The sequence below is a fragment of the Bacillus sp. BSL6 genome (assembly GCF_052928345.1).
Map to the genome: position 1 here is coordinate 1 of NZ_JAVGCW010000003.1, position 24,315 is coordinate 24,315.

At 34.9% G+C, this 24,315-nt stretch carries 22 protein-coding genes, 1 pseudogene, 1 riboswitch and 1 other annotated feature; of the genes and pseudogenes, 18 read left to right on the forward strand and 5 right to left on the reverse strand.

The genetic code is table 11. From position 1 onward, the window contains the following. The 5 genes from RCJ96_RS11080 to RCJ96_RS11100 all read left to right on the forward strand — a co-directional run. Positions 1–557: lyase family protein (locus RCJ96_RS11080; RefSeq protein ID WP_267490139.1), on the forward strand; the 557-nt coding region annotated here is incomplete at its 5' end. Positions 558–632: 75 nt separating this feature from the next. Then, positions 633–2,345, forward strand: coding sequence for an oxaloacetate-decarboxylating malate dehydrogenase (malS, locus tag RCJ96_RS11085; RefSeq protein ID WP_416503653.1), 1,713 nt, complete (start codon positions 633–635; stop codon positions 2,343–2,345). Between the two features lie 64 nt (positions 2,346–2,409). After that, a complete protein-coding gene (locus RCJ96_RS11090) occupies positions 2,410–3,708 on the forward strand; it encodes a sensor histidine kinase (RefSeq protein ID WP_074542897.1) in 1,299 nt (432 codons plus the stop codon). A gap of 2 nt (positions 3,709–3,710) precedes the next feature. Continuing rightward, positions 3,711–4,643: a response regulator gene (locus RCJ96_RS11095; RefSeq protein WP_000500316.1), complete on the forward strand. Its 933-nt coding sequence runs from the start codon at positions 3,711–3,713 to the stop codon at positions 4,641–4,643. Positions 4,644–4,760: 117 nt separating this feature from the next. Further along, positions 4,761–7,955, forward strand: coding sequence for an SNF2 helicase associated domain-containing protein (locus RCJ96_RS11100; RefSeq protein ID WP_416503654.1), 3,195 nt, complete (start codon positions 4,761–4,763; stop codon positions 7,953–7,955). 91 nt (positions 7,956–8,046) lie between these two features. Here the strand turns inward: RCJ96_RS11100 and RCJ96_RS11105 are convergent, their stop codons facing one another. Then, positions 8,047–8,181 (reverse strand): DUF3934 domain-containing protein, encoded by a 135-nt coding sequence (locus tag RCJ96_RS11105; RefSeq protein WP_000047591.1) that lies wholly within the window; start codon positions 8,179–8,181, stop codon positions 8,047–8,049. Between the two features lie 100 nt (positions 8,182–8,281). Between RCJ96_RS11105 and RCJ96_RS11110 the strand changes: the two genes are divergently transcribed. The 4 genes and pseudogenes from RCJ96_RS11110 to RCJ96_RS11125 all read left to right on the forward strand — a co-directional run. Beyond that, a complete protein-coding gene (locus tag RCJ96_RS11110) occupies positions 8,282–8,455 on the forward strand; it encodes a hypothetical protein (protein ID WP_416503655.1) in 174 nt (57 codons plus the stop codon). Positions 8,456–8,586: 131 nt separating this feature from the next. Next, positions 8,587–8,845 (forward strand) — a binding site (T-box leader). A 70-nt stretch (positions 8,846–8,915) separates the two neighbouring features. Continuing rightward, complete coding sequence (gene asnA, locus RCJ96_RS11115) at positions 8,916–9,899, forward strand: aspartate--ammonia ligase (RefSeq protein ID WP_061657015.1); 984 nt, start codon at positions 8,916–8,918, stop codon at positions 9,897–9,899. A 141-nt stretch (positions 9,900–10,040) separates the two neighbouring features. Then, a complete protein-coding gene (locus tag RCJ96_RS11120; RefSeq protein ID WP_074607587.1) occupies positions 10,041–10,154 on the forward strand; it encodes a helix-turn-helix transcriptional regulator in 114 nt (37 codons plus the stop codon). Positions 10,155–10,282: 128 nt separating this feature from the next. After that, a pseudogene (locus RCJ96_RS11125) lies at positions 10,283–10,627 on the forward strand (helix-turn-helix domain-containing protein); the annotation flags it as partial. 207 nt (positions 10,628–10,834) lie between these two features. Here the strand turns inward: RCJ96_RS11125 and RCJ96_RS11130 are convergent. Then, complete coding sequence (locus RCJ96_RS11130; protein WP_074540121.1) at positions 10,835–11,290, reverse strand: VOC family protein; 456 nt, start codon at positions 11,288–11,290, stop codon at positions 10,835–10,837. 349 nt (positions 11,291–11,639) lie between these two features. Beyond that, complete coding sequence (locus RCJ96_RS11135; RefSeq protein WP_074607592.1) at positions 11,640–12,869, reverse strand: aspartate kinase; 1,230 nt, start codon at positions 12,867–12,869, stop codon at positions 11,640–11,642. A 199-nt stretch (positions 12,870–13,068) separates the two neighbouring features. Continuing rightward, positions 13,069–13,255: riboswitch (Lysine riboswitch) on the reverse strand. Between the two features lie 191 nt (positions 13,256–13,446). Between RCJ96_RS11135 and RCJ96_RS11140 the strand changes: the two genes are divergently transcribed. Genes RCJ96_RS11140 through RCJ96_RS11150 form a run of 3 tightly spaced genes read left to right on the forward strand, consistent with a single transcriptional unit; the run spans position 13,447 to position 16,595 of the window. Then, a complete protein-coding gene (locus RCJ96_RS11140; protein ID WP_416503656.1) occupies positions 13,447–14,355 on the forward strand; it encodes a DoxX-like family protein in 909 nt (302 codons plus the stop codon). A 3-nt stretch (positions 14,356–14,358) separates the two neighbouring features. Next, positions 14,359–14,964 carry a DUF4166 domain-containing protein gene (locus RCJ96_RS11145; RefSeq protein ID WP_416503657.1) on the forward strand — a complete coding sequence of 202 codons (606 nt, stop codon included), beginning with the start codon at positions 14,359–14,361 and terminating at the stop codon, positions 14,962–14,964. Between the two features lie 5 nt (positions 14,965–14,969). After that, entirely contained in the window at positions 14,970–16,595 is a 1,626-nt protein-coding gene (locus RCJ96_RS11150; protein ID WP_416503658.1) for a YndJ family protein, read from the forward strand. A 29-nt stretch (positions 16,596–16,624) separates the two neighbouring features. Here RCJ96_RS11150 and RCJ96_RS11155 read toward each other — a convergent pair whose 3' ends face one another. Beyond that, on the reverse strand, positions 16,625–17,110 hold the full coding sequence (locus RCJ96_RS11155) for an 8-oxo-dGTP diphosphatase (RefSeq protein ID WP_074540117.1): 486 nt from the start codon (positions 17,108–17,110) through the stop codon (positions 16,625–16,627). A 170-nt stretch (positions 17,111–17,280) separates the two neighbouring features. On the opposite strand from RCJ96_RS11155, the gene RCJ96_RS11160 reads away from it, so the two are divergent. The 4 genes from RCJ96_RS11160 to RCJ96_RS11175 all read left to right on the forward strand — a co-directional run bounded on the left by RCJ96_RS11160 (position 17,281) and on the right by RCJ96_RS11175 (position 21,956). After that, entirely contained in the window at positions 17,281–18,525 is a 1,245-nt protein-coding gene (locus RCJ96_RS11160; protein WP_074540116.1) for an N-acetylmuramoyl-L-alanine amidase, read from the forward strand. A gap of 255 nt (positions 18,526–18,780) precedes the next feature. Next, a complete protein-coding gene (locus RCJ96_RS11165) occupies positions 18,781–20,193 on the forward strand; it encodes an S-layer homology domain-containing protein (RefSeq protein WP_416503659.1) in 1,413 nt (470 codons plus the stop codon). Between the two features lie 192 nt (positions 20,194–20,385). Continuing rightward, the gene (locus RCJ96_RS11170; protein ID WP_074610981.1) at positions 20,386–21,648 is read left to right on the forward strand and encodes an MFS transporter; all 1,263 of its coding nucleotides are present in this window, start codon (positions 20,386–20,388) and stop codon (positions 21,646–21,648) included. A gap of 29 nt (positions 21,649–21,677) precedes the next feature. Then, complete coding sequence (locus RCJ96_RS11175; protein ID WP_000905834.1) at positions 21,678–21,956, forward strand: hypothetical protein; 279 nt, start codon at positions 21,678–21,680, stop codon at positions 21,954–21,956. Positions 21,957–21,975: 19 nt separating this feature from the next. Here the strand turns inward: RCJ96_RS11175 and RCJ96_RS11180 are convergent, their stop codons facing one another. After that, positions 21,976–22,440, reverse strand: a complete 465-nt coding sequence (locus RCJ96_RS11180; protein ID WP_000823325.1) for a hypothetical protein — start codon at positions 22,438–22,440, stop codon at positions 21,976–21,978. A 91-nt stretch (positions 22,441–22,531) separates the two neighbouring features. Here RCJ96_RS11180 and RCJ96_RS11185 point away from each other — a divergent pair, with 91 nt between their 5' ends. Together RCJ96_RS11185 and RCJ96_RS11190 are read left to right on the forward strand one after the other, a co-directional pair. After that, positions 22,532–22,687: a hypothetical protein gene (locus RCJ96_RS11185; protein WP_175574548.1), complete on the forward strand. Its 156-nt coding sequence runs from the start codon at positions 22,532–22,534 to the stop codon at positions 22,685–22,687. Between the two features lie 179 nt (positions 22,688–22,866). Next, positions 22,867–24,309, forward strand: coding sequence for a carbon starvation CstA family protein (locus tag RCJ96_RS11190; RefSeq protein WP_416503660.1), 1,443 nt, complete (start codon positions 22,867–22,869; stop codon positions 24,307–24,309). Positions 24,310–24,315: the final 6 nt, after the last annotated feature.

Genomic DNA, 24,315 nt, shown 5'->3' on the forward strand with positions numbered 1-24,315 from the left:
CTAAAATTGCGAATGACCTTCGCTTAATGGCATCAGGTCCACGTGTTGGTTTAGCAGAAATTATGTTACCGGCTCGTCAACCAGGTTCATCTATTATGCCAGGGAAAGTAAACCCTGTTATGCCAGAGGTAATTAATCAAATTGCGTTCCAAGTAATTGGTAATGACCATACAATATGTCTTGCTTCAGAAGCAGGTCAATTAGAATTAAACGTGATGGAACCAGTACTTGTTTTCAACTTACTACAATCAATTAGCATTATGAATAACGGTTTCCGTGCCTTTACAGATAATTGCTTAAAAGGAATTGAAGCGAATGAAGATCGCTTAAAAGAGTATGTTGAGAAGAGTGTAGGAATTATTACAGCCGTAAACCCTCATATCGGTTATGAAGCAGCAGCTCGCGTTGCGAAAGAAGCAATCGCGACAGGGCAATCCGTTCGAGAACTTTGTGTAAAAAATGGTGTATTGTCACAAGAAGATTTAGAGTTAATTCTAGATCCATTTGAAATGACACACCCAGGGATTGCAGGAGCAACTCTTTTAAAGAAAAACTAAAAGAAGAGGGGGGACAAGCCCCTCTTTTTTGTTTACAATATAGAAATGCTATATATGAATAGAGGTAGGGATGTTATGAGTAAGTTTACAGTAGCTTCTAATGGTTCATTAGAAACGACATTAAGAGGAGTAGAAGTATTATCAACACCACTTTTAAATAAAGGGGTTGCTTTCACGCAAGAAGAAAGAGAAGAATTAGGTTTAAAAGGGTTATTACCGCCAGCAGTTTTAACGTTAGAAGAACAAGCGCGCCGAGCATACGAACAATTTTGTTCTCAGCCGGATGATTTATTAAAGAATGTATACTTAACAGCGTTACATGATCGAAATGAAGTATTATTTTATCGTATTTTAACAGATCATTTACGCGAAATGTTACCAATCGTATATACACCAACTGTCGGTGTAGCGATTCAAAGATATAGTCATGAATATCGTAAACCACGTGGTGTGTATTTATCAATTAACGATCCGTCAGGTATTGAAGAAGCATTCGCCAATATCGGTGCAACAGCAGAAAATATTGATTTAGTCGTTGTAACAGATGGAGAAGGTATATTAGGAATTGGTGACTGGGGCGTTGGTGGTATTAACATCGCAATCGGAAAATTAGCTGTTTATACGGCCGCAGTTGGAATCGATCCTAGCCGCGTATTACCGGTAATTTTAGATGTAGGTACAAATCGTGAAGAATTATTAGACAATCCATTTTATATTGGAAATCGTCATCCTCGTATAACTGGTGAAGCTTACGATGAATTTATTGATACATTTGTACAAGCGGTAAATAAGCAATTCCCGAAAGCACTTTTACATTGGGAAGACTTTAGCTCTCGAAATGCACGAAAAATTTTAGATAAATATCGTCATGATATTTGTACGTTTAATGATGATATTCAAGGTACAGGTGCAGTTTCGCTTGCGGCTGTATTATCGGCAGTAAAAGCTTCTGGTGTACCGCTAAGTGAACACCGCATTGTTGTGTTTGGTGCTGGTACGGCTGGAATCGGTATCGCAGATCAAGTTAGAGATGCGATGGTCCGCGCCGGCTTATCAGAAGAAGAATCATATAAGCGTTTCTGGTGTATTGATCGTAACGGGTTAGTTACAGATAACATGGAAGATCTTCTTGATTTCCAAATTCCATATGCAAGAAAAGAAGCGGAAGTAAGTGAGTGGAAGCAAAATGGTGTGATCGGACTTGCTGAAGTTGTGAAACATGTGAAACCGACAATTTTAATTGGTACATCAACTGTTGCAGGCGCATTTAAAGAAGAAATTATTAAAGAAATGGCTTCTCACGTAGAAAGACCAATCATTTTACCGATGTCGAATCCGACGCCACTTGCTGAAGCAAAACCAGCCGATTTAATCGAGTGGACAGAAGGGAGAGCATTAGTTGCAACAGGAAGTCCATTTGAACCAGTTACATATAACGGTGTAACGTATGTGATTGGACAATCAAATAATGCACTTATTTTCCCAGGACTTGGTCTTGGTACAATTGTCGTACGTGCAAGCGTTATGACGGACGGAATGTTCGCAGCAGCAGCTGAAGCAGTTGCAAGTATGGTGGACACAAGCCAGCCAGGAGCACCTATTTTGCCAGAAGTTGAAGAGTTACGTAATATCTCGGAAATGGTAGCAATTGAAGTAGCGAAAGTTGCCGTTGCGGAAGGTGTTGCGAGAGAGAACTTAAGTGATAACGATATTAAGATTGCAGTGAAAGAAGCAATCTGGGAGCCGGAGTATCGCCAAATAAAAGCGGTAGAAAAGGTTAGAATATAGAAATAAAGCCCGTTTATAATATAAGCGGGCTTTCACTTTTATTACTGAAAAAAGAGTATAGGAAGTGGCACCTTTGAATTGGAATCAATTATGGAAGAAAGATATATCTCTTTTAATTATATTAATGGTTGTTGTTCCGATTGCTGGAGAGCTTAATTTTCATCCTTTTAACGATACGTTTCGTGTTAGCTTTGGGACGCCGTTATTCTTCTTTTTATTACTATTTTTAAGAAGAATACCAGCAGCTGCTGCGGGTATTCTTGTCGGTATATGTGTAGTCTTATTCCGAGTATGCCTTGACTGGGTCATGCAAGGCTCATTTCATATGACAGAATCATTTTATTTGCGTTATCCTGTGTTCTTTTATTATTTTATTTATGGAAGTCTTTTTTCACTTTGTAGGGTGAATAAGTTTCATCAGAAGCCAATTGTTATTGGGTGCCTTGGAATTTCAATTGAAATTGTTGCAAGTATGTCGGAACTTGCGTTTTATCACATGTTAGTACTAGGTACAACAATAACAATTTCTGAAGTAAATAAACTCATCATTATTGCTATTTTCCGTAGCTTCTTTGCACTTGGCTTTTTAAATATGATGAATTTATATGAAACGAAATTAAAAGAATCACAAGTTAGAAAAGAAAATGAAAAAATGTTCATGCACCTTTCAAATTTATATGTAGAATCTGTTCATTTGAAAAAAACGTTACAAAATGCAGAATTAATTACACAAGAAGCGTATCAATTATATCGGAATTTACAAGCGAATGATGATTCCAGCAGTAAAACAGCATTGAAAATAGCAGGAGAAGTGCACGAAATAAAAAAGGATAATCAAAGGATTTTTGCAGGATTATCTAAACTGTTATTAGATAAAAATGTGGCTGAATACGTAGAAGGTCATGAGCTTACAGAAATGATTGTAAGAATAAATGAAAAGTATGCTGAAATGTTAGAGAAAGATATACGTTTTTCTAAACATATAGAAGGTGAACACGCTGCATATCATGTGTATACAGTGCTATCAATTTTTAATAACTTAGTTGCGAATGCAGTTGAAGCAATTGAAGATAGAGGTCTCATTCGTATTAAGTTATATAAACGAGAAAAAAATGTAATCTTTGAAGTAATTGACGATGGCCCTGGTATTGCACAAAAGTATAAGAAATTAGTATTTAAGCCTGGGTTTACTTCAAAGTATGATCAAACAGGAACACCGTCCACAGGTATTGGACTTTCTTACATAGATGAAATGGTAACAGAGCTTGGCGGAGAAGTAAGGTTAGAAGACAATGAAAATGGGAACGGGTGTAAGTTTATCGTTTGTTTACCGGAGTGCAGTTTAAAGCGGGAAGGGGAATAGGTTTGTTTTATTATATCGTAGATGATGATGAAGTTTTCCGTTCGATGCTTTCGCAAATTATTGAGGATGGTGATCTTGGGGAAGTAATTGGAGAATCGGAAGATGGAGCGTTTATTGAAGCAGAACAGTTAAATTATAAAAAAGTGGACATTTTATTTATTGATTTACTAATGCCGATGAGAGACGGCATTGAAACAGTTCGCCACATAGCATCTTCATTTACTGGGAAAATTATTATGATTTCCCAAGTTGAATCGAAACAGCTCATTGGTGAGGCATATACACTTGGTGTGGAATATTATATTACAAAACCACTAAACAAAATAGAAGTAGTATCTGTTGTACGAAAAGTGATAGAACGTATTCGTTTGGAACGTTCTATATATGACATTCAAAAATCATTGAATAATGTGTTTCAGTGGGAAAAGCCGCAAATGCGTAGCGAAACAGTGCAAGAAGGAAAAAAGATATCAGATTCAGGACGCTTCTTACTATCCGAACTCGGTATTGCGGGCGAGAACGGAAGTAAAGATTTACTTAGTATGCTGGAATATTTAAATGGACAAGAAAAGGCGCAAACATTTGAATTTGGATTTCCTGCGTTGAAAGATATTTTTCACCAAATTACACTGAAAAAATTAGGGGAACTAGCTTCAGAAGCAGATATAGAGAAGGAGAGAAAAGCATCTGAACAACGTGTAAGAAGAGCAATTTATCAATCATTAAACCATTTAGCTTCTCTTGGACTAACAGACTTTTCAAATCCGAAATTTGAAAGTTATGCTCCGAAGTTTTTTGATTTCACTGTAGTTAGAAAACGGATGACAGAAATGACAAAGGATGGGGTAGCGACTTCTGGCCATATACGAATTAATACGAAAAAATTTATTCAAGTGTTGTATTTTGAGGCGAAACGACTGATGGAGATAGAGTGAAAAGGTGCTTATAAATAAGCATCTTTTTTTGTTAAATCAACATTTTATATTTTCTCGTGAAGCATGTAAAATGTTAAGTAAGAGAAAATGGTTTTACATTAAGGAAGTGTTAAAACAATGAGTTTTACATTAAATAAATCGATTATTAAAGAAGTATGTGGAGAAACCTCATATAAAAGAGGCGAAGCTTATTATAAATCAAATAAAGTAATCGTGAATTACTATGATGAAACGAAAGAAATTTGTGAGGCGACGGTAAAAGGGAACGAAGATTTCCATGTTACAGTAGAAAAAGCTAAGAAAGGTGATGTTGTTGCGAGATGTAGTTGTCCTTCGTTAGCGTCTTTCCAAACGTACTGTCAACATGTAGCAGCTGTATTGATACAAATAAATTATAATCAGCAAACGGGTGGAATGGGCTCTATTAGTAGCAGAAATGATCAATTAACAAACGGGATGTTTCAGTTGTTTGCAGATAAACCACTGAGGCCAAAAAGTAAACAACATCGGTTTGATACACGTGAAATATTAGATGTTGCGTTTATATGTTTACCAGTAGCGACGAAAAGCGGTGGGGCTCTTCTTGGAATTCAGTTAAAACTTGCGAAAACATATTTTATAAATCATATTAGAGAATTTCTTTCTAAAGTGGAGAAGAGAGAGACTTTTCATTGTTCCAATGAATTTACATATACGCCAGATGTACACAGTTTTAAACAAGAAACAGACGCGATTATACAACAACTCATTAAAATATATCATAATGAAAAAATATATGAAGATGCACTAGAAGTACATGCGAAACAAGATGAAAGCATGATATTTATACCGCCAGCTTCGTGGAATGATATGCTCTCTGCACTTTCTAGAGCCGAGTATGTACAGCTGAAACAAAATGAGCAACTGTTTCAGGGATTACACATTTCAAAAGGGTTATTGCCATTACATTTTGAGTTTACGAAAGGGAATAATGGCGGGTTTACCCTTCATATAGACGGTCTAAATCGTGTTCGAGTTATGGAGATGTATAACAACGCTCTTTACGATGGGAAATTATATCATTTACCCATGGAAGATTGTATGCGACTTATTGAATTGCAAAAGATGATGAGTCGCTCAAATAGCAATCAGTTTTATATTCCTGAAAATAAGATGGAACATTTCGTAGCGAAAGTTGTGCCTGGATTAATGAAACTTGGAACAGTGCGCATTGATGAAGTCATATCCGATCGTGTTGAAACGCCATCGTTAAAAGCAAAGCTATATTTAGATCGTGTGAAAAATCGTTTGCTAGCAGGTCTTGAATTTCATTATGGAAACGTCGTGATTAATCCGCTAGAAGAAGACGGGCAACCTTCTGTTTTTAATCGTGATGAGAAAAAGGAAAAAGAGATTTTAGACATTATGAGTGAAAGTGCCTTTGCGAAAACAGAAGGCGGTTACTTTATGCATAATGAAGAAGCTGAGTATAACTTTTTATATCACATCGTTCCAACGTTAAAAGGTTTAGTTGATATTTACGCGACGACAGCAATTAAATTACGCATTCATAAAGGTGATACCGCACCTCTTATTAGAGTGAGAAGAAAAGAAAGAATTGATTGGTTATCATTTCGTTTTGATATAAAAGGAATACCAGAAGCTGAAATTAAAGGTGTATTAGCGGCTCTTGAGGAGAAACGTAAATATTACCGATTAGCGAATGGTTCTCTATTATCACTAGAGAGCAAAGAGTTTAATGAAATTAATCAGTTTGTAAAAGAATCAGGTATTCGAAAAGAATTTTTACATGGGGAAGAAGTGAATGTTCCGCTTATTCGGAGTGTAAAATGGATGAACGGACTTCATGAAGGTAATGTTTTAAGTTTAGATGAGTCTGTTCAAGATTTAGTTGAAAGCATTCAAAACCCGAAAAAATTAAAATTTACAGTGCCACAAACTTTAAATGCTGTAATGAGAGAGTATCAAGTATATGGATTTGAGTGGATGAAGACACTCGCCTATTACCGTTTTGGCGGTATTTTAGCAGACGATATGGGACTTGGAAAAACGCTGCAAAGTATTGCTTATATAGATTCTGTTTTGCCTGAAATTCGAGAGAAGAAGCTGCCTATATTAGTCGTTTCACCGTCCTCGCTTGTTTATAATTGGTTTAGTGAATTGAAAAAATTCGCTCCACATATTAGAGCAGTTATTGCAGATGGAAATCAGACAGAACGGCGAAAAATTTTAAAAGATGTAGCAGAATTTGATGTCGTAATTACGTCATATCCATTACTAAGAAGAGATATAAGGTCGTATGCGAGGCCGTTTCATACGCTATTTCTTGATGAAGCACAGGCGTTTAAAAATCCGACAACGCAAACTGCAAGAGCAGTGAAAACAATTCAAGCTGAATATCGTTTCGGACTAACAGGAACGCCTGTAGAAAATTCATTAGAAGAGCTATGGTCTATTTTCCACGTTGTATTTCCAGAATTATTACCAGGAAGAAAAGAGTTCGGTGATTTAAGGCGTGAAGATATAGCGAAGCGCGTAAAACCTTTCGTATTAAGACGATTAAAAGAAGATGTATTAAAGGAGCTGCCAGATAAAATAGAGCACTTACAGTCATCGGAGTTATTACCAGACCAAAAGAGACTATATGCTGCTTATTTAGCGAAATTAAGAGAAGAAACGTTAAAACATTTAGACAAAGATACGTTACGTAAAAATAAAATTAGAATTTTAGCTGGCTTAACGAGATTACGACAAATTTGCTGTCATCCCGCTTTATTCGTTGATGATTATAAAGGGAGTTCAGCTAAATTTGAGCAACTGTTAGACATACTAGAGGAATGCAGAAGTACTGGTAAGAGAATTTTAATCTTTTCTCAATTTACAAAGATGCTGTCCATTATTGGTCGTGAATTAAATCGTCAAGCGATTCCATATTTTTATTTAGACGGAAATACACCTTCGCAAGAACGTGTAGAGCTATGTAATCGATTTAACGAAGGGGAAGGGGACCTATTTCTCATTTCTTTAAAAGCTGGTGGTACGGGGCTTAACTTAACGGGTGCCGATACGGTTATATTATACGATTTATGGTGGAATCCAGCTGTTGAACAACAAGCAGCAGATCGGGCATATCGGATGGGACAGAAAAATACGGTACAAGTTATTAAGTTAGTGGCTCACGGAACAATCGAGGAAAAAATGCATGAACTGCAAGAGAGTAAGAAAAATTTAATTGCTGAAGTGATTGAGCCGGGAGAAGAGAAATTATCATCCATCACGGAGGAAGAAATTCGAGATATTTTAATGATCTAATAAAGAAAGCTATGCCTTCAAATATATGAGGGCATAGCTTTTTCGTTGTAATAATTATATTTTGTTTTGTACAAAGTAAAGAAACTAAATGTTATTTCTTTGTACCTTTACTTTTGTATGGCTTTGCAGCTTTCTTCTTTTTTGCACTTGATTGCCAACGGTTCCACCCTTTACTTCCTGTACCTTGTCCTACACCTTTTTTCGGTTTTGCTTTCGTTTTACTCATATAATCACTCCGTTATATAAAAATCTAATTTGATAATAGTCAATGATTTAGAAAATACTCTTTATAAATGACTATGTTTGCTTTAAGGAAAACAAACTGCTTGAATGCTATAGTATATCATGAATTTGCAAGTAAACTGAAAGGAATTACAAAGAAAATGAAAATAATACGAAATACTGCGGATTCTATATTTCGAACGATTACATTAATCGTCGTATATACGTTAGTTTCAGTTAGTGAGACGTTTTTTAGAATACCTAGGAAAAAGAAGTAAAGAAGGTATATTGGAAACAATCAATAAAGCCGTAAAATAAAGAATTGAAAAATATTTTAAAACTTTTTGTTGACTTTCTTTATTTTTTGTATAGAATAATCATTAATAAAATGTTTCAGAGATGTGACAACAAAACGACTATGAAAGGACGAGTAGTAGTAGGACGTAGTCTAAGCGAGTCAGGGGTGGTGTGAGCCTGATACGAAGCCTATTATGAAGAACCTCCTGGAGTTGCTAACCGAAATCCTTTACAGGAAAGTAGACTTAGCCGGGAACTTCGCCGTTACAAGAAGAACAGTATCGAGATATTTCATCTCCGTATTGTATAAGTGAGCAACCTCTGTTGCTAATTTGGGTGGTACCGCGGAACCAAAGCCTTTCGTCCCAGTTTTTTGGGAAAGAAGGGCTTTTTTTGTTGGCTTCTTTTCACAACATCCAAACATTTTAGGAGGAAACCACCATGTATCAATCATTAATGACAGTAAGAGAGACTCAAATCGCAATTAAGGAAGTTAAAACATTTTTCGAGGATCAATTAGCAAAACGACTTGAACTATTCCGCGTATCTGCACCATTATTCGTAACGAAAAAATCAGGATTAAACGATCACCTAAACGGTGTAGAACGTCCAATTGAATTTGATATGTTACACTCAGGAGAAGAATTAGAAATTGTGCACTCACTAGCGAAGTGGAAACGATTTGCACTGCATGAATATGGATATGAAGCTGGTGAAGGTTTATATACAAACATGAACGCGATCCGTCGTGATGAAGAACTTGATGCAACACATTCTATTTACGTTGACCAATGGGATTGGGAAAAAATCGTTCAAAAAGAATGGCGTACTGTAGATTACTTACAAAAAACAGTACTAACAATTTATGGAATATTTAAAGATTTAGAAGACCACTTATTTGAAAAATATCCGTTCCTTGGGAAGTATTTACCAGAAGAAATTGTATTCGTTACTTCTCAAGAACTAGAAGATAAATATCCAGAATTAACACCGAAAGATCGTGAACATGCAATTGCAAAAGAACACGGTGCAGTCTTCATTATCGGAATTGGTGATGCACTTCGTTCAGGTGAAAAGCATGATGGACGCGCAGCTGATTATGATGATTGGAAATTAAACGGTGATATTTTATTCTGGCACCCAGTACTACAATCTTCATTCGAATTATCATCAATGGGAATTCGTGTTGATAGTAAATCACTTGATGAGCAGTTAACGAAAACAGGTGAAGACTTCAAACGTGAGTACGATTTCCATAAAGGGATTTTAGAAGACATACTACCATTAACAATTGGCGGTGGTATCGGACAATCGAGAATGTGCATGTACTTCTTACGTAAAGCGCATATTGGTGAAGTTCAATCTTCTGTATGGCCTGACGATTTACGTGAAGCTTGCAAGAAAGAAAATATTCATCTATTTTAATAGAAGAGAGAGAATAGCTTAAATATAGAGCTATTCTCTCTTTTTTTACTGTGTAAACGAATGGTTTACAGTGAGTTTTACTAATGGTTTCTTTCTTTTATATATCTTTTTATGTAATAATTTGTTAAAGGAGGGGACGTTATGAGCTTAGGGGAGCAGTTAAAAAAATTACGAGAGTCAAATGGATTTTCACAAGAGGATGTTGCTAAAAAGATTGGTGTGACGAGGCAAGCGGTATATAAAGTGAAACTTTAATCAGTGGGCGATTTATCCTACTGATTATTAGTTGAACCAATCGGGCTTTTATAGGCAGTTAATCGCATCTGGCTGCCTTGATTATGCTTAAAAGCTTTGATGAGATTTACTGCCTGTTAAAGCGGGGTAAATGGGAAAATGATAAAAGTTGTCCTGATATTGATAATTTCATTTTACTGAGCGAAATGTATAATGTTACGCTAGATGAGTAGTTGATAAAAGGGAATCAAGATTTCAAAAAGAAAATACATAGTGATGCAGAAGATGAGGATTTTGAGAAAGAGAACGAGTTTGGTTTTTATATTGGATTTGGTTTACTAATTATGAGTGCGTTCATTGATTATGAAAAAATACAGGTGGTTGTATTAGTAATTGCACTATTCATGATGGTTTTTTATTCGGATGTGAAGAAAGTTATTTTGAATGAGTTCAGATCGTTTTTTAAAAGAAAAGATATATATGACAAAAAGTGAGAAGAGTAAGTTATATTTCCTAGGAAAGAGTATAACAAGAAACTAAATTGTTTTATAATAATTTTAGGATGTTAATAGTATGTTAAAAAGCTCAAACAAGTATAACCCCGTTCTAAAGCTAGGGCGGGGTTCAAAATCTAAGTTTTATTAAGTGTAAAGTTCTTTCAAATATTTTTACTTTAGTAAAGACTTCTTATAAAAAATTACTTATTTATTACCGAGTTCTTCCGCTAAACCGATTAAAATGCCTTCAGTTCCACGAATGTAGCAGAGACGGTAAGAGTTCTCGTATTGAACTACTTCGCCAACGAGCTGAGCACCATGCTTAGTAGTAAGCCTAGATACCATTTCGTCAATGTCTTCAACGGTGAACATGACGCGCAAATAACCGAGGGCGTTGACAGGAGCTGCCCGGTGATCTGCTATAGCAGGCGGGGTAAGAAATCGCGAAAGTTCAATTCGGCTATGGCCATCTGGAGTTACCATCATAGCAATCTCTACGCACTGCGAACCGAGTCCAGTTACGCGACCGGCCCATTCACCCTCTACAGTGGCACGCCCTTCGAGTTTTAACCCAATCTCCTCGAAGAAAGAGATTGTATGATCAAGGGATTCTACAACGATGCTAACATTGTCCATTCTGAGTAATTTATTTTTTGACATTGTCTTTATCTCCTTATATGTAAAAGTGTATTATCTAATCATCTTCTTAATTATACTATTAAAAAGTTACAAATTCCTTTCAAACAAAAAATAGCTTGTCACAGTATAGGAAAATGTGACAAGCTGTTTTTAAGTATGTCATATAGTATCTTGTTAACAAACAATACCGCGATTTCCCCGAAAAATGTTTCTACGCTGTATGCTCTTAAAGGGCCCGATCGTTGTATAGAATGAAGTGTATTATTTAAATGATAAATACATTTCTTATTACTCTATATGCAAATAGCTTTCTATTTATATAGGAAGGAAGTAGATTCATATAATTTGTTTTAAGTTTTACTAGTAGAAATTAGCTCATCTGCACTAAAGGCTCAATTTTCGCCATAAATGATTGATGCAGCGCCTCGACACCTGTTACTAAATGAAGGCGGTCAATAACGACAGACACTTTAATTTCTGATGTACTTACCATTTTAATATGAATATCTTCTTCTTTTAAAGTAGTGAACATATTCGCAGCAACACCTGGATTAGAGACCATACCAGATCCTACAATTGATACTTTTGCTAAATGATTTTCATATTCTACTGATTCATAGTGAAGTGCCTCTTGATTTTGTTCCAATACTTCTAATGTTTCTCTTAAATCATTAGAATGGATGGAGAAGGAGAGATGAACAGTTCCTTCATTTGTAATACTTTGAATGATGATATCTACATTAATATGTGCCGCTGCTAATGTAGAGAAAACTGTTGAAAGCGAGCCTTGTTCCAATCCTTTCACTGTGATGCGTGTAATATTATCTTCAAATGCAATACCTTTAACGATTGATTGTTGTTCCATGTTACATTCTCCTTTTACAATTGTTCCATTTTCTTGTTCCATACTTGAGCGAACTTCTAAAATGACATTATGATTTTTAGCAAACTCAACAGCACGCGGGTGTAATACACCAGCACCGAGGTTTGCAAGTTCTAACATTTCGTCATAAGAAATTTCATCTAATTTATAAGCATCTTTTACAACTCGTGGATCCGTCGTATATACGCCTGTCACATCTGTGTAAATATCACATTTTTTAGCTTTCAGTGCAGCAGCTAATGCAACAGCAGTTGTATCAGAACCACCGCGTCCAAGCGTTGTAATTTCATGGTTTTCACTAACGCCTTGGAAGCCAGCTACGATAACAATCGTACCTTCAGCAAGATAAGATTGAATTCGATCTGTATGAATGTCAGTAATCCGTGCACTATTATGTACAGATTCTGTCGTAATACCAGCTTGCCATCCTGTTAATGAAATTGCGTTATAACCTTTTGCTTGTAGTGCCATCGTTAATAATGAAATAGTCACTTGCTCTCCTGTTGATAGAAGCATATCCATTTCGCGTTTACTCGGATTTTCTGTAATCGCGTTAGCGAGTGCGACAAGTTCATCTGTACTTTTTCCCATTGCCGAAACGACAGTGACGATACTATGTCCTCTTTCATATTCTTCAATAATTAAATTTGCTACATGTTGAATGCGTTCAACGCTTCCGACAGAAGTGCCACCAAATTTTTGTACAATCGTTTCCATTACGAATTCCTTCTTTCATCCATTTTTAAGAATAGATTAGGACATATATAAATCCCAATATTCCTGTAGTTACCAGAGAAAAACAAAAAACACCATCTCAAATAAGTGAGGATGGTGCTGTTACAGGAAAAGGGAAACAGAAAACGGAGCTAATAAAAAAACCGCCAAAAAAGGAATACCATAAAAATGATATCTCTTTTTTGTAGATAGCTCTTCATATGTACACGTCTGTACATATGACAGTTCTGTTTCTATTCGAAAACAGCCCCAATCGATACATACAGAGAAATATATCGATTTCGGCAATACTTCCTTTCATCTAATTTCATAGACATCTCTGTGTCTCCATTAGAATACTCATAAGTATCGCAACCTCTATCTCACGTTTTAGGCGAGAGTGTTTGATTTATGAAGTTGTTGGTAACATTTGTTTTATAATAATTTATATTTTTCGAGGAATCAAGTGTTTTGTATATATTTTAAAAATTCTTTCTTTTTGTTAGAAAGTTTGTGAAAAATGTAGCAAAATAAATTTATTACATGTACATTAAAATTATAGTGCATTGGAGGTGGAGGAATGAAGGGGAAAAAGCCTATTTATGTTTCGGCAGAAATGAACACAACAATGGAGAAATTATGGAAATACACGCAAGAACCACATATACATACAGAATGGGATGCTCGCTTTACTGAAATTTTGTATGTAGAGAAAAAAGAAGGAGAACCACAGAAGTTTTCATATAAAACAAAAATTGGATTTGGACTTGAAATAGCTGGGGAGGGGGAATCGATAGGTGAGATAAGAAAAGAAACAGGAGAACGGATTTCTTCTTTGAAATTTTGGACGGATAATACATTATCTCTTATTCAAATAGGGCGTGGTTATTGGAAGTATACACCCCGTAAAGAACACATTCATTTTGAGACGCAATATGATTATGATACGAGGTTTGGTCGTATAGGGAATGTAATAGATTTCTATATGTTTCGGCCGTTATTAGGCTGGGCAACTGCTTGGAGTTTTGATGCTTTAAAATTATGGTTAGAAAAGGGGCTTCATCCTAGGTTGCTAATTAGAAGAACAATGACATATTGGCTCGTATGTTTTTTATTTGCATTTGTATGGATGTATCAAGGGATCTTCCCAAAAATAATTTTCAGTCATCCAGAAGAGATGAAGATGCTTTCTGCGATTATTGGTTCAACTGGAAATAGTATTGCAATTCTTAAAGTAATAGGGATGTTAGAAATTATTTTTGGTATCATATGGCTATTTCCAGTTCCAAAACAAAAATTATTTATACTACATATTTTTATGTTAATAGCTTTAACGATAGTGGCAGGATTTACGAATATCGTAAGCTTTACAGAGCCGTTTAATCCAATTACATTAAACGTTTTACTAATGGGGGTATCGATTGTCGGTTATATAAATAGTTTTGATTTACCAAGTGCAAAAAATTGCAAGAGGAAGAGAAAGGGATAATGTATGGCTAATATGTATGAAAGACTATTAGGGGATTCTTATAACAAACTTCATCCAAAATTACAGAAACGCTATGAGATTACAGAAGAAAATAGCTTTACTGGAGAAGGAAAGATGGATGAAATTTACGGAGGTTCTTTTTTCGTAAAATTGATATTAAAAATTGCATCGAAGTTTCGAATGTTTTTCCCTGAGCGTGGGAAGAAAGTGCCATTTACAATACATAATACTGCTGAGCGAGATGAACATGGAAATGAACTTGTGCGGTGGAATCGTACTTTTTACTTTCGTAATAAGAAAAGATATTTTAATGCGGTAATGAAATTCGATGGAAATGAAATTGTAGATTATTTTGGTGAACCACATTTACTCGTCTCTACATTGGATTTTTATATTGATGAGTTAGGGGCAATGCATATCTCTTCAAAGAAACAATGGTTTTACATGTTTGGAAGAAAAATCTCTTTACCGAAATTTTTATACGGAGAGGCAAACATTGTTGAAAGTTATGATGACGAATTACAATGTTTTCGAATTCATGTTCAAGTACAAAATCCGTTAATTGGTTCGCTATTTTCATATAAGGGAACATTTGTGGAGAGGAAATAAATGATATGAAAAATATAATAGTTGGGCTTGCTTGTTATATTATTTTTCTAATATGTGAGTGGTCAAATGTAAACCCAGTTGAAGCAATTATTTTATTATCTATTTTGTTATGTATACCGATGTCTTTTTGTATTATTGATAAAAGAGCACGAAATGGATCGTATGTATTATTTTATAAATCCGTATCGTTTTTATATCCGATAGCAGCGATTTGTGCAATGTTAGCTTTCGTAACAAATCAATATATCTTTGCGATAATTTGGTTTGTATATACGGGGATCGTTGCGTTATTTGGTATAAATAGATTACTAGAAAGAGGATGGACACCGTTAGAAGAGACAGCTATCGATAGTGCGTTTATTTATTTGTTTTTAGGTGGTTTTTGGTTTTTTGCTTCTGTAGCAAAACTCTCCATTATGCACTTTAGTTCTGACATCATTTTGCTTACCGCTGCACATTTTCATTACTCTGCATTTCTATTGCCATTATCAGCTGGTTTAATAGGGCGGAAGAGAGAAAAGAGCAGTAAAGTATATGATGCAATTATGTTTATTATAGTCATTTCACCGATGACAGTTGCGATTGGAATTACGTACTCAAGGGTATTTGAATTTTTTGCAGTGTTCCTATATTTATGTGCGATTTATGGGTATGGAATTTATGTTTGGCGGGCGAAATTTAATGCTATCAGTGCAAAAATCCTCCTAATCATATCGTCTAGTACGCTCATGGTAACAATTATGTTTTCACTTATATATTCGTATGGGAATTTGAAACATGTAATGACGATTACAATTGCTCAAATGGTTTGGATTCACGGTGTTGTTAATGGAATTGGAGTAGCGTTGCCGGCATTTGTCGGCTGGATGATTGAAAAGAGTGTTCCGAACTATAAATATTACGGGAAACCAATGAGCAGATTAAGAGGAGAGGCGACAGTTGGTGAAGCATTTTTACATAACAGAAATGTAATAGATAGCAAGGAATACAAAGGTTTAGTTGATAAAATGAATGATTTCCATAGTGGGATATTTGATAGGGCCAAGATTCCTGTAAGTATTATTCGTTTTTATGAAAATACAACAGAGTATGAATTACAATCGCATATTAAATGGACTCGCTGGTTCCGCCCGTTTGCATTTTGCTATGAGAAAATGAGTAAGCGTGTAGGACAAATACATTTAGGAATGGGCGGCAAGTGGGAAACGATGCACGGCTCTATCATAGGGATAATGGATGAGAAGGATGGAAGGGAGAGTGTAAGAGCTTGGTTAAGGAAAAATGAAGCAGGAGCATCTATTTTTGTAGCTCTTTACTCAAAACATACGTATAAGAATGAGACATATATGAATATCGCATTGCCTCTACCATATTCGAATATGACGGGGGTTTTAAAATTACGTAATGATAATAATAATTTAATTATTACTAGTAAGCTGAGAAGAAATGGTAAGGGAGATGAGGGGATCTATATACATACTCGTTTCTTTACAATCCGTTTACCGTTAGCTGAGACGTTTATTATTAAAGAGGGCACCAATCAAATGTTAGAAGCTAACCATAAAATGTGGATATTTGGAGTTAAGTTTTTAGAAATTGATTATGAGATTAAGAAAATAGAGGAGAAGTAAGAAAAGCTTGGAGAGATTCCAAGCTTTTTTTACGTATGGGTAATTGTCATAGCGACTTGTTTATCTAAGTCTTTGTCCCAAACACGTTGAATTTCAAACGTACCTTTTTCAAAAAATAATGGAAATCTTTCTTTAAACCAATCTTGCATAGGAAGATTTAGTGCTGTATCGATTGGTACCCATAATAATTTACCTTCAGGAGGATTCGAAAGGAGTTCACCTTCAAATGAATCTGTCCAATAGTTAAATACCATATAACGAACATTTTCTTTCGGATTTACGTATTCATCTAATCCCTTAAAGGTTAAAGTTGAAACAAGTAATCCAGTTTCTTCTTTTACTTCCCGTTTAGTAGCTTGAACGATACTTTCTGGAAAATCTACTTTTCCGCCGGGAGCGATGTAACCAGGGAAGCCAAGGTGATTGGGGCGCTGTATTAACAATACTTTGTTATTCCGCTGAATCATACACATTGTATACATACGGTGCTCTATATCTTTCCAATTGTTGCTCATATGAATCTCTCCTCTTAATAAAATCTTATAGTTTTTAACTATAGTTATGTATGACAAAAAATACAATAATAATACAAAATTATACAATTTTCAATTGACTATTACTAATTTTCAGAACTATAATTAGTCTGTTACATAAATACATCGTACTTGAGAGGGGAATATATTCTATGAAAAATAGAATAATCGCAGCAGGAGTAATTGCAGCTAGTATATTATCTTATTCATCTAGTAGTTTCGCGCAAACGAAAAAATTTCCAGATGTCCCAGCTAAACATTGGGCGGAAGACTCTATTTACTATTTAGTAGAGAAAGGTGCAGTTACAGGTAACGAAAAAGGAATGTTTGAGCCAGGAAAAGAAATCACTCGTGCAGAAGCAGCTACAATGATGGCTAAAATCTTAAACTTACGAATCGATACAAATGCTAAACCATCTTTCGGTGATTCTCAAAACCAATGGTATACTCCATTCATCGCAGCCGTAGAAAAAGCTGGCGTTGTTAAAGGGAAAGGAGCGGGCGTATTCGATCCAACTGGGAAAATTGACCGAGTTTCAATGGCAGCGATGCTTGTTGAAGCATATAAATTAGAGGCAAAAGTAAAACAACCAGTACAAACAAAATTTGCAGATTTAAATGATAGTTGGGGGAAAGATAAGGCCAACATTTTAGTAGAATTAGATATTTCACAAGGTGTAAATAAAACAGAGTGGTTACCTAATAAAACTGTAACGAAAGCAGAAGCAGCGAAGTTTATTGCAAAGTCAGATTCTCTTAAAATAGGTAACCCTTTAGTAGAACAGGTAATTATTATTGATCCGGGCCATGGAGGAACAGACCCTGGGAAGGCAACGCAAGGATTACATGAAAGTGATATTGTATTAGATACATCTAAAAGATTACAAAGTTTAATAGAGAAACAAACTCCATTCCGCGTGATGTTAACACGTGAAACAGATATTCGCCTTGATGAAAAACAAGGAGAAGACCTTAAAAAGCGTGTGGATTTCGCAAAGGAACATAATGGAGATATTTTTGTAAGTATCCATGCAAATGCTTCTCAAAAACATGATGGATATGGAACAGAAACTTTTTATTATAAAGGATCTGAAAAGAAAGAATTAACTGAACGTGAAAAAGATAGTTATATGTTAGCTAATAAAATACAAAAGAGATTAGTTAAAGCTCTAGATACAAGAGATCGTGGTGTAAAACCAGAAGATTTTTATGTACTAAGAGAAAATGAAATGCCAGCAGTACTAACGGAGCTAGCATTCTTAGATAATAGTACAGATTATGAGAAGTTAGCTTCAGAATCTGGAAGACAAATAGCTGCTGAGGCAATTTATGAGGGGATTTTAGATTATTATGAGTGGAAAGGCTTTGATGTTTCTAAATCCCATTTAACAAAATAATAATGTTGATTACTAAGCCCATCGCCTTTATAGAGATGGGCTTTTTATGTGATTTTATGTAATTTTGTATCGAAATAAAAAGATATATCGTATTATGTTGATTATAAATAAAATAATGGTAGATTAGTTGATTTTTATCACGTATACTTTTACTGTTGACTATTTAAGAGTTTGTTAGTTTAATAGGGAAAATTATACGATAAAGGGAGGCAAGTTAACACGGGACAAGCATATAAAAAACGTGTTAAAAAATTTATGAAAAAAGTTATTTCTAATGTGTTAGCAGTGACAGTCGCGCTTCAAGTAGTGATGGCTCCAGCAACTTCGTTTGCATCTACAAAAGAATTTCCAGATGTTCCAAAAAATCATTGGGCACTTGAAGCAATTAATGATTTAACGTCAAAAGGGATTATTGCAGGTTACGATAATGGTAAATTCGGCTTCGGAGATGTTGTAACTCGTGAGCAAGTAGCAGCATTAATGTATCGCGCATTAAAACCAGAAGCAAAAAGTGATTATAAAAATCCATACTCTGATATTAGTGCAGGAACGACAATGTTCCCAAAGGAAATTTTAGCATTAACAGATATGGGGATTTTCGTAGGTGATGATAAAGGAACGTTTAGACCGAAAGAATCATTAACTCGTGCTGAAATGTCTGTTATTTTGCAAAGAGCATTTAAATTAGAAGTAAAAGCACCACATACATTTAATGATATAGATGCATCATATTGGTGGGCAAAAGAAGCAATTAGTGCATTGCAATCTAATGGTGTATCAATAGGGAATGAGCTTGGAGGATTTGATCCATCAGGTGTATTAACACGTGAAAGCTATGCACAATTGTTATATAGAGCGATGCAAATTAAAAAGGATGTTCCTGCTGAACAACCATCATATATTAATCTAGATGTGACATTACCATCTATCGTAACAGCGCAAGAGATTGATAATTATATTCAAAGATTCCATCCAGATAGCCCGTTAGTTGGAATTGGACAAGACTTTATTAAAGCGCAAAATGAGTATGGTGTGAATGCACTATACTTAGCTGCACATGCAATCTTAGAATCTGGTTACGGTAAATCAGAAATTGCATATCGTAAACATAATTTATTTGGTTTAAGAGCATATGATCGTGATCCATTTGCATATGCAAAATATTTACCGTCATACGGACTAAGTATTTCATATAACGCTGATTATGTAAAAAAGAACTACTTAGAAGATGGTGCAAGATATTTCAAAGGTTACACATTGCCAGCAATGAATGTTATGTATTCAACAGATACAGCATGGGCTGGGAAAATCGCTAATATCATGGAACGCATTAAGCCTTTTAATAAAGCAGATTACCAAAATGCAAAACGACTACCGAAAAACCCTAATACATTAAATGTAGAAGTATTAAGTGAAGCGATTCCATATAAAGATTATGCAAAAGATGCAAAAGCTACTGTCCAATCGGTAGGATCTTACTATCAAGTTCCATTCCCGTTTAACAATCCAATTAAGAGTGTACCAAATGTGACACAAAATGAAGTTGGAAAACTAGAAAATGGTACAAAAGTAAATGTATATCGTGAAGATCCAAATGGCTGGGTAGAATTTTCATTTGAAAATGCGCAAGAAAAATATTGGACATTGAAGAAGAACTTAAAATTATAAATAAAAAAGGTGTTTTCACTTATGAAAACACCTTTTTTATTTATATTTAACATGTAATATTTTTAGATTCAGTATGAGTTTCTTTTTTATGTTTTTACCAATAATTAAACCGTTTCATATATAATTAAAAGTGTTGAAGATTAAATTTTCTGTTTTTTTATTGTTAACTTAATTTGAAAAGAGGAGAGGTATATGCAAGGGGAAATACCAACAGAGAAAAGTTTAAGTTATATCGGTAAATTGTTATTGCCGGTTAAAGCGTCACCACATTTTAAATTTTTATGGATCGGGCAATTGCTTTCGACTTTAGGTAGTTCGATAACGATGGTTATTTTGCCAGTCGTTGTATATTCATTAACTGGATCAACAGTTGTAATGGGAATGACTATGGCAATGTACATGCTTCCTAATATTCTTGCGTTACCGTTTGCGGGATTAATCGTAGATCGAATGGATCGAGTGAAAGTAATGTTATTTACAGATATAGTTCGCTGCATATTAATGCTATTACTTGCAACACTTATATTTATGGATGATTTAACAATTCCGCTTCTATATGTCCTCATAGCATTATATGGACTTATGGAAGGGATATTTCAGCCAGCATATGCGGCTGTAAGAGCGAAAGTATTTGTACCAGAAATTCGAAATGCAGCTAATGCATTAACGCAAATGAGCAATCAAGGTATACGACTAATTGGACCGGCTCTTGGAGGATTAATCGTTTCAGTTGCATCTGCTGGAATAGGGTTTGGACTAGATGCAGTAACATATTTGTTATCATTTTTTTGTTTATTATTTTTAAGGGAAATAAAGTTTAAAAAAGTAAAAACGATTGAAAAAAGAAAGATCGATTACAAACAAGAGTTTATGGAAGGTGTTTTCGTTTTAAAAAGTCATCCGTGGCTATGGATTACAATTTTAGTTTTTTCTTTTATCAATATTTGTTATGCAGGAATTATTGTCGTATTAATTCCATGGTTATTTAATGTTCATCATCATTTTGAAGCATACGTGTATGGATTAGGAATGGCATCCTCTGGTGTTGGAGCTGTAGTTGCTGCGCTAATATTCGGCGGGAGAGAACGGTGGTATAAGCGGGGAATACTTGCCTATGGTGGTGTTTTAATAAGTGGTTGTGCGCTTTTAATAATGCCGTTTATTGCTTGGGCACCTGTTTTAATTGTATTAATGGCAATTGAAGGGTTCGGTATGATGATATTTGGACTCATTTGGGAAACGAGTTTACAAGAGCTCGTGCCAGAAGAAGCATTTGGAAGAGTGGCAAGCCTTGATATGTTAGGTTCATTTGCTTTATTGCCACTAGGTTATGTAGTTGTAGGATGGTTAGCTACTGTCATAGGTGGCGAGATAACGATTATAACATTAGCTATTTTAGTACTTGTAACAATTGGAGTAGCATTATGTGTGCCGAGTATTCGAAGATTTGATTGATGATATAAGGGAAGGTGGGAACGACTTATATGCTTATAAAAAATTTGAACGATATAGTCGCAAAGGAATGGGACAACCAATATACTTTGCAGGAAAAGATCTTTGAAGCAAAAAATTTCACAGTCTATATTGCTACCCATAGAGAAAATAAGCTAGCATATAATCAACTAGTATTAATAAAACATTTTTGTAACGAAAAGCCTTCCGTGCATATTTGGCATAAGAAAATTAGCACCGATGCAACAAAACTGGACATCACAAAAGAAGTGACAGAAGCCATTCAAACTGGTTTTGTAAATGAAGAGTAAGCCCTAATTAAATTAGGGCTTACTCTTCATTAAATACAAATGTTTGTTTCAGTTTTTTACTTTCATTTACTGGATGGCCGTTGTAAGAAAAGTTCTTTTCTTCCCAAGTAATCACAACTTTAAAATTATGGCTATTAAAGTCTAATGGGAATACCATGTAGTCAAAGCTTGTATGACTTTTAGAAATATTTTCATTAGGTGTAGTAGGTTTAAAGGTAGCTTTAGAGGTAGGATTGTTATCAAGTATTTCCACGGATACGTTTGATACATCATGACCGATGTTTTTTACGAGTAAACTATATGTATCAAATACACCTTGTTTTGGCTGGATTGCTTGCTTGTTTACGTTATGAGATTTATCAATTTCGATATACCATTGTTTAGACTTTGATGCAATTGGTAGTGATTGAAATGTGTATGCACTAGCTTGTATTGGTAGTGCTAAGCATATAAGCGTAAAGAGAGTTAATATTTTTCGTTTCATTTTTTGAGAGCTCCCATTCTTTAATGAATTTGTTTGTTATTTTCTTCTCTTTTTGAGATAATATACCATGCGATTTAGGGGGGAAGATATATTGAAAGAACTCGTAAGTATGGGAAGCGGTATTTTTCTACAATTGTTATTTTTGTATATATTTATTTCTGGAATGTTATTAGATTTGAATCCATGTAATGCAGTAATTGTGTATATAAGTATTGAGGTACTAAGCCTTATCGTTGGAATGGATTAAGTTACGAATAATCAAGTTACTCTTACTGTTATGAGGGGGATGTTTTTATTATAAAAAGAATATACTAAAAATTCTATAAAAACCATTTAGTTAATTTGGTTAAATATGCTAGAATAAATTGAAAGCGTTTTCTTATATGGAAATAGGAAAGCATTTTCTGTAAAGGGGAGGGGATAGTAATGATTACATTTTTAGCATCAATCGTCGTATTGATAATTGGTTATTTTACATACGGAAAGTTTATTGAAAAAATATTTGGAGTCAATTACAAAAGAAAGACACCGGCCTATGTGAACCAAGATGGCGTAGATTATGTACCTATGGATAGGCGAAAGAATTCTATGATTCAATTATTAAATATTGCAGGTACTGGACCTATATTTGGGCCAATATTAGGTGCTTTATATGGACCAGTTGCCTTTGTTTGGATCGTAATAGGGGCTATTTTTGCAGGTGCTGTTCATGATTATCTTACAGGGATGATTTCTATTCGAAATAAAGGGGCGCATATTCCTGAATTAGCAGGGAAGTTTTTAGGAAATGCAATGAGACACATTGTAAATGTTTTTTCACTGTTACTTTTAGTATTAGTAGGAACTGTGTTTATTACAACACCAGCATCATTACTTGATATTGTATTGCAAGGGAAAGTGTCAATAACTATTATCCTAACTGTTATTTTTGTATATTACATTTTATCTACAATCTTGCCGATTGATAAAATCATAGGGAAAATTTATCCGGTATTAGGTGCATTATTGCTAATAAGTGCTATTGGCATAGGGGGAATGATGATAATAAAAGGTTCTCCAATCCCAGAATTAACGTTTGAAAATATGCATCCAGATAATGCGCCGATTTTTCCATTATTAATGCTGACAATTACATGTGGTGCTTTATCAGGATTTCATGCAACACAATCACCAATTATTTCACGGACACTTCAAACTGAAAAGCACGGCAGATATGTATTTTTTGGCATGATGATTGCGGAAGCGATTATTGCGATGATCTGGGCAGCGGCCGCGATGAGTATTTTCTCATACGGTGAATTAAATGAGTTAATTAAATCAGGTACACCAGCTGCGGTTGTAAGCGAAATCTCGAAGACAATGTTAGGTGCTGTCGGCGGAACGATCGCTGTTATCGGAGTAATTGTATTACCAATTACATCTGGTGATACCGCATTCCGTGCGGCACGTTCTATCATTGCGGACTATTTTAACTTTGAGCAAACGAAATTGAAAAACCGCTTAATTATTGCAATTCCGTTGTTTGTAATTGCATATGGTTTAACGGAAATTGATTTCACACTATTATGGAGATATTTCTCTTGGGCTAATCAATCGACTGCAGCAATTGCGTTATGGATTGGAACAATGTATTTATTCATAAAAGGAAAGCCGTATGTTGTTTCCTTAATTCCAGCGATATTTATGACGCTTATGACTGTTATTTATATTTTAAATGCGAAAATTGGTTTTAATATCCCGTTAAACACATCTTATATTATAGGTGCAGTTATTACCGTTATATTAACTGCTATATTCTTTATGAAAGCCATGAAAAATAAAAATGAGAATATTGAAGTAGATGTGCAATTAGAGAAGGAAGCTGTGTAGAGATTT